This is a genomic window from Nostoc sp., assembly GCF_036917515.1.
Lineage (GTDB): Bacteria > Cyanobacteriota > Cyanobacteriia > Cyanobacteriales > Nostocaceae > Nostoc.
Genome location: NZ_JBALDE010000157.1, coordinates 1 through 5,495 on the forward strand (window position 1 = coordinate 1; position 5,495 = coordinate 5,495).

At 42.1% G+C, this 5,495-nt stretch carries 5 protein-coding genes; 3 read left to right on the forward strand and 2 right to left on the reverse strand.

Translation table 11 applies throughout. The features are described 5' to 3' along the window. Positions 1–108: 108 nt before the first annotated feature. The 3 genes from V7K89_RS20485 to nblS all read left to right on the forward strand — a co-directional run bounded on the left by V7K89_RS20485 (position 109) and on the right by nblS (position 4,350). A complete protein-coding gene (locus V7K89_RS20485) occupies positions 109–633 on the forward strand; it encodes a hypothetical protein (protein ID WP_335190329.1) in 525 nt (174 codons plus the stop codon). A gap of 360 nt (positions 634–993) precedes the next feature. Beyond that, positions 994–2,271 (forward strand): phosphoribosylamine--glycine ligase, encoded by a 1,278-nt coding sequence (gene purD / locus V7K89_RS20490; RefSeq protein ID WP_335190321.1) that lies wholly within the window; start codon positions 994–996, stop codon positions 2,269–2,271. A 132-nt stretch (positions 2,272–2,403) separates the two neighbouring features. Then, a complete protein-coding gene (gene nblS / locus V7K89_RS20495; protein WP_335190323.1) occupies positions 2,404–4,350 on the forward strand; it encodes a two-component system sensor histidine kinase NblS in 1,947 nt (648 codons plus the stop codon). Positions 4,351–4,438: 88 nt separating this feature from the next. Here the strand turns inward: nblS and V7K89_RS20500 are convergent, their stop codons facing one another. Further along, complete coding sequence (locus V7K89_RS20500) at positions 4,439–4,807, reverse strand: zinc ribbon domain-containing protein (protein ID WP_335190325.1); 369 nt, start codon at positions 4,805–4,807, stop codon at positions 4,439–4,441. A gap of 151 nt (positions 4,808–4,958) precedes the next feature. Continuing rightward, positions 4,959–5,261: a hypothetical protein gene (locus V7K89_RS20505; RefSeq protein WP_335190327.1), complete on the reverse strand. Its 303-nt coding sequence runs from the start codon at positions 5,259–5,261 to the stop codon at positions 4,959–4,961. Positions 5,262–5,495 lie beyond the last annotated feature (234 nt).

Consider the following 5,495-nt stretch of genomic DNA (forward strand, 5'->3'; position numbering starts at 1 on the left):
GTCATTTGCTCACAAGGTGCTGATATCTTCAATCTTTCAGCTTAAGCCTTGTGAGTTTTCTTACAATAGCCCCTCACTTTTAAAACATCCTCTTATACTCCGGTAAATATAAAAAATCAGTCTAAATTAAGCAAAGAAGAAGTATTAGCAACAATCAAAGAGAGTGTTTCTCTAGCACGCAATTACTGTAATGATGTAGAATGGAGCGCTTTTGATGCTCCCAGAAGTGAGCCAGATTTTTTGTGTAAATCTATTGAAACTGCAATCAAGAGTGGTGCTACTACTGTTAGTATTCCTGATAGCTTAGGTTTGGCATCGCCAGAAGAGTTTTTGCAACTTCTGCAAATGATTTTTAATCGAGTACCAAATATTGATCGAGTTGTCGTTTCAGTACACTGTCATGATGATTTGGGTATGGCGGTAGATAATTCACTCATTGTTTTGAGTTGTGGGGTGAGGCAAATTGAATGTGCAATTAATGGTTTAGGTGCAAGGAAAGGTAACGCAGATTTCAGCAAAGTTGTAATAGAGGTTTTAAAACAGGAGAATTATCAACTTGAGATTAACACTTCGCTAATGAGTAAAGCGGCAGAGTTAATTTTTCAAATCACTGGGATTGGAAAGGCAAAATAGCTAATATAAGTAAATACAAATAGACGTAAATAAATATAAGTATAATTTTGAACGAAAATTACAAAAAAGAGGATATTTGAACCTCTCCTTGCTCCCCTACAGTGTACACACAAGTAGATCAAATTTGACTTGTGTGTACACCGTAGCCTTTCTAAGAGGGAATTAAGGGGAGTAATTTGACTTGTGTATACACCGCAGCCCCGTAGACAGAGAGGGGCTGGGGTTAGGATGTTAGGGGACTTTTGCAAGAGGTATACTAAATCATTAGAGACTTGCACAACTGTGAGAATTGATGAAAAAATTGATCCGCAAGAGTCGAATCAGGTATTCTCATTTTGCAAGAGACGCACGAGGAAATTAGTGAAAGTTTTAGTTGTCGGTAATGGGGGGCGCGAACACGCTCTAGCATGGAAACTGTTGCAATCTAAGCAAATTGAGCAAGTTATCTGTGTACCAGGGAATGGAGGTACGGCAAGTATGGAACGTTGCCAGAACTTGCCTTTAGCAGTAGATGATTTTGAGGGAATGAGCCAATATGCTCTAGAACATGGCATAACTCTGGTAATAGTTGGGCCAGAAGTTCCCCTATCTAAGGGAATCACAGATTACCTCCAAAACAAAGGATTGATGGTATTTGGCCCAGTCAGAGCCGGAGCACAAATTGAGGCGAGTAAAGCTTGGGCAAAAGCCTTGATGCAAGAAGCAGGGATTCCGACGGCACGGGCTGCGGTATTTACGGGGGCTGCGGCAGCAAAATCTTACGTCAAATATCAGGGAGCGCCAATTGTTATTAAAGCTGATGGCTTGGCGGCTGGCAAGGGTGTAACGGTAGCTGAAACAGTTGCACAAGCAGAAAGTGCTGTTGATACAATTTTTCAAGGACAATTTGGCAGTGCTGGTAAATTTGTCGTCATTGAAGAATGTTTGATTGGGCAAGAGGTGTCAGTTTTAGCATTGACCGATGGGTTAACAATTAGACCCTTGTTGCCAGCTCAAGACCATAAGCGGATTGGTGACGGCGATATAGGGGAAAATACTGGCGGCATGGGAGCATACTGCCCAGCACCCATCGCTACAACAGAGTTGATGGCACGCATTCAAACAGAAGTATTAGAAAAGGCGATCGCCACTTTACAAGCTAAAGGCATTGATTACCGAGGCGTGCTGTATGCTGGGTTAATGATTGCACCCGATGGCGACTTAAAGGTTTTGGAATTTAACTGTCGCTTTGGCGATCCCGAAACCCAGGTGATTTTGCCACTTTTAGAAACACCTCTAGAAGAGTTGATTTTAGCGTGTGTACAGCAGCGATTAAGTGAATTGCCGCCCATTGCTTGGAAAGGAGGAGCATCTGCGACTGTCGTTGCCGCTTCCGGTGGTTATCCAGGAGAATATCAGAAGGGGCAGGTGATTACTGGCATTGGCGAGGCAGAAGCAACAGGAGCAACTGTATTTCATGCAGGTACAAAATTGAACGAGCAACAAGAAATAGTCACAGATGGGGGTCGAGTATTAAATGTGACGGGAATCGGAGAAAATTTTGAGCAAGCGATCGCCCAAGCCTACGCTAGTATCAAACATATTCAGTTTCAGGGGATGTATTACCGGAGAGATATCGGTTATAGAGTTAGGAGTTAGGAGTTAGGAGTTTGGAGTTATTCCCCATGCCCAATGCCCCATTCCCCCTTCCCCTAACATATTTGTCAAATTAACTGTTAATTTTTTAGTTGTTGGGCTTTATAACAAAGACTACTAACAACTTTATTTAAGATGCTAACTCTGTTTAAAACAATTCGAGATGCGATCGCTAGTTGGTGGTCGGAGTTCACCCTCCAGACCAAATTGCTGGCTGTAGCCACAATGGTAGTTTCGTTGGTAATGAGTGGTTTGACCTTCTGGGCTGTGAATACAATTCAGCAGGATGCGCGGATGAATGATACCCGCTTTGGTCGTGATTTAGGGCTGCTGCTTGCTGCCAACGTTGCCCCCCTAATCGCGGACAATAATCTTACAGAAGTTGCCCAATTTTCTCAACGCTTTTATAGCAGCACCTCTAGCGTGCGTTATATGCTTTATGCCGATGAAAACGGGGAAATCTTTTTTGGCATTCCTTTTTGGGAAGCTGAGGTAGAAAACTCCCTTACCATTAAACGGCGGATACAACTGCCAGAAGATTACCCTAGTGATGGGGAAAAGCCGATGGTGCGGCAACACACGACCCCAGATGGAATAGTTACCGATGTATTTATTCCTCTGATTGTCAATAAAAAATACTTAGGTGTATTAGCGATCGGGATCAACCCCAATCAAACCGCTGTTATTTCTACCAATTTTACCCGCGATGTCACCATTGCCGTTTTTATCACAATTTGGGTAATGGTGATTTTGGCAGGAGTGATCAACGCCTTGACCATCACTAAGCCAATTAAAGAACTACTGGTAGGGGTAAAGCAAATTGCTACCGGGAATTTTAAGCAGCGGATTAATTTACCTTTAGGTGGCGAACTAGGGGAATTAATTTTAAGCTTTAATGAGATGGCAGAGCGATTAGAGCGCTATGAAGAACAGAACATAGAAGAACTGACCGCAGAAAAAGCCAAACTAGAAACCCTAGTTTCCACGATCGCAGATGGTGCCGTGTTGATTGATAACAACATGCAAGTGATTTTAGTCAACCCTACAGCACAGCGAATTTTTGGCTGGGAAGCCGCTGATGTGGTCGGTCGCAATGTCTTAAATCACTTGCCACCATGTGTACAAATCGAAATCACCCGTCCCTTGTACGAAATGGCACTAGGGGAATGCGAAAGCGCCGAATTCCGAATTTTTATTAATCAACCCACTCCGCGGACGATCCGCATTCTCTTGACTACAGTACTCAATCTGCAAAGGGAAAGCATCAAAGGTATTGCGATTACTATTCAAGATATAACCCGTGAAGTCGAACTAAACGAGGCAAAAAGTCAATTTATCAGCAACGTTTCTCACGAACTGCGAACGCCTCTATTTAACATTAAAACTTATATTGAAACCCTGCACGACTACGGCGAAGACTTAGCTTTACAAGAACGGCAAGAGTTTCTGCAAACAGTCAACCATGAAACCGATCGCCTAACCCGCTTAGTTAACGATGTTTTGGATTTGTCAAAACTTGAATCTGGTCGTAACTACAACTTCGATGGCGTAGATTTATCCCAAGCGATCGAGCAAACCCTGCGTACTTACCAACTCAATGCAAAAGATAAAGGTGTTGAACTTGTTCAAGAAGTTGCCCCTAATTTGCCGCTAGTATTAGGTAATTATGATCTGTTAGTACAAGTGTTTGGCAACCTGATTGGTAATGCCCTTAAATTCACCAAAGCCGGTGGTAAAGTCGCAATCCGCGCCTACCAACTAGATTTCAAACCCAATCACACCGAATCTGCTCCAGTGCGGATTGAAATTTCCGATACTGGAATTGGCATCGCCACAGAAGATCAACACTCAATTTTTGAACGCTTCTTTCGCGTAGAAAACCGAGTTCACACCCTAGAAGGTACGGGTTTAGGTTTATCGATTGTTAGAAATATTATCGACAGACATCGTAGTAAAGTCTATCTAGTGAGTGAAGTCGGTATTGGCACCACCTTTTGGTTCGACTTAGCCACCTTTGAGGAAAAAGCGCCAACGATACAAGTTGAACCTATTGCAGAGGCATCCAAAATTATCACAGCTTGAAGGTTAGGAAATGGGTCATGGGGCATTGGGCAATAATTAAGAGTTCTTCTCCCTACTCCTTATTCCCCCACTCCCCACTAAACCCAAATCAAGACCTTAATATCACGAACAACAAACATACCAATAATAAACCTAATAGCAACAATAAAGCCTGATTGCGTTTTACCCAACTTTTCACAGTTACTGCAAAACTGTTAGTGTAACGCTGCTGTTCCAACTCTAATGTCTCTTCAATATTTTGGTAAAGAGTACAGTCTTTGGCGTAGGGACGCTGAGGAAAATTGCAAGTATCATCAGCATGATAGGTGCAGGTGTCACACAGATACCCGTCCCCAGTGGCGCGGTGCAATGGAATACCGGGATGACCGTAAGCTTTAAGTGTAGTCCGGCAATAGGGACAACTAATAGCTTGACTATCAACAAGTTGATGGCAATGGGGACAAGATACAGTAGCCAAAACCTTTAGCGCAAATAGGTAAACACTATGATTCTAGCCATTCTTGAATTTTACTAGCAACAGAGGCAAAAATTGTTATAAGAGAGAAATTATTAGATGCGTTTGCCCTGCATGATCGCTTTGATTTGTTAAATGTCAATTAAACTAGCTGTTAGTCCTTGTCAAAAAACTGTGATGATAAATTTCTTTTATCTGTAGTTGAGTGAATAGCTTTGTTGAAATCTCGCAGCAAGTCTTCTTCCGCATCCCGCTCTTGCTTGAGTTCTCGAATCATTTCTTGACTAGAACCAATCAGCAAGCCAGCAACTGCACCAACGATCGCGTATTTTTGCTCCAAATTTTTATACATTTGACTGGTGTAAGGGCAAGGAAGTAAACTAGCAGTAATAAAACCAATTCCTGCACCCACAAATGCTGTCACCAAGCCAGAGAAAGCGATTAATTTAGCGTTCATTTGCTTTGCTTCAATGCTTATAAATTTGCTAAATAATTAGAAGATACTCTACATTGTCTCAGCGGTTTCCAAAGTTGTAACTTAATCTTTATCTCTTGTAATAGAAAGTAGAGTTGGGCACTCCAAATAAAAAAATACTCAACTATAGCAGTCGCCATCTTAGTTAGGACGTAGAATATATAGAGAAGTGATTGATTTCTGCATTCGTATGGCAAACCCTTACAGTTATGATCT

Coding starts and splice junctions, on each gene's coding strand:
- nblS (WP_335190323.1), top strand. CDS start 2,404: ATGCTAACTCTGTTTAAAACAATTCGAGATGCGATCGCTAGTTGGTGG.
- V7K89_RS20505 (WP_335190327.1), bottom strand. CDS start 5,261: ATGAACGCTAAATTAATCGCTTTCTCTGGCTTGGTGACAGCATTTGTG.